Raw genomic sequence first — 258 nt, 5'->3', positions numbered from 1 at the left:
CGCCATGCCAATAAGCGCAAAGAGCACCAACGCTTAATAGAAAAAACAGCACAAGGGTGTCTGTTTTTTATCTCTCACGCCGTGTACATCGCACAAGCAACCATAGATCTAATAACCAGTTATGCGAGCACATGCAAAGCACAAGGCCTGACTCCTAATCGGATTATATTGACCTTTACGCCTTGTGTTTGTGCAAAAACCATAGAGTTTATGCAATGGCTAGGTATCTCAGTGCCAGAGGCTCCTAACTTCCTCATG

At 44.6% G+C, this 258-nt stretch carries 1 pseudogene; it reads left to right on the top strand.

Annotated elements, in window-relative coordinates:
- A pseudogene (locus CWC30_RS18100) lies at positions 1 to 258 on the top strand (hypothetical protein); the annotation flags it as partial.

It is taken from the genome of Pseudoalteromonas sp. S4741, from assembly GCF_005886135.1.
Taxonomy (GTDB): Bacteria; Pseudomonadota; Gammaproteobacteria; order Enterobacterales; family Alteromonadaceae; genus Pseudoalteromonas; species Pseudoalteromonas tetraodonis.
The sequence above is the reverse complement of the archived record's forward strand: the minus strand, read 5'-3'. Positions and strand labels throughout refer to the sequence as shown.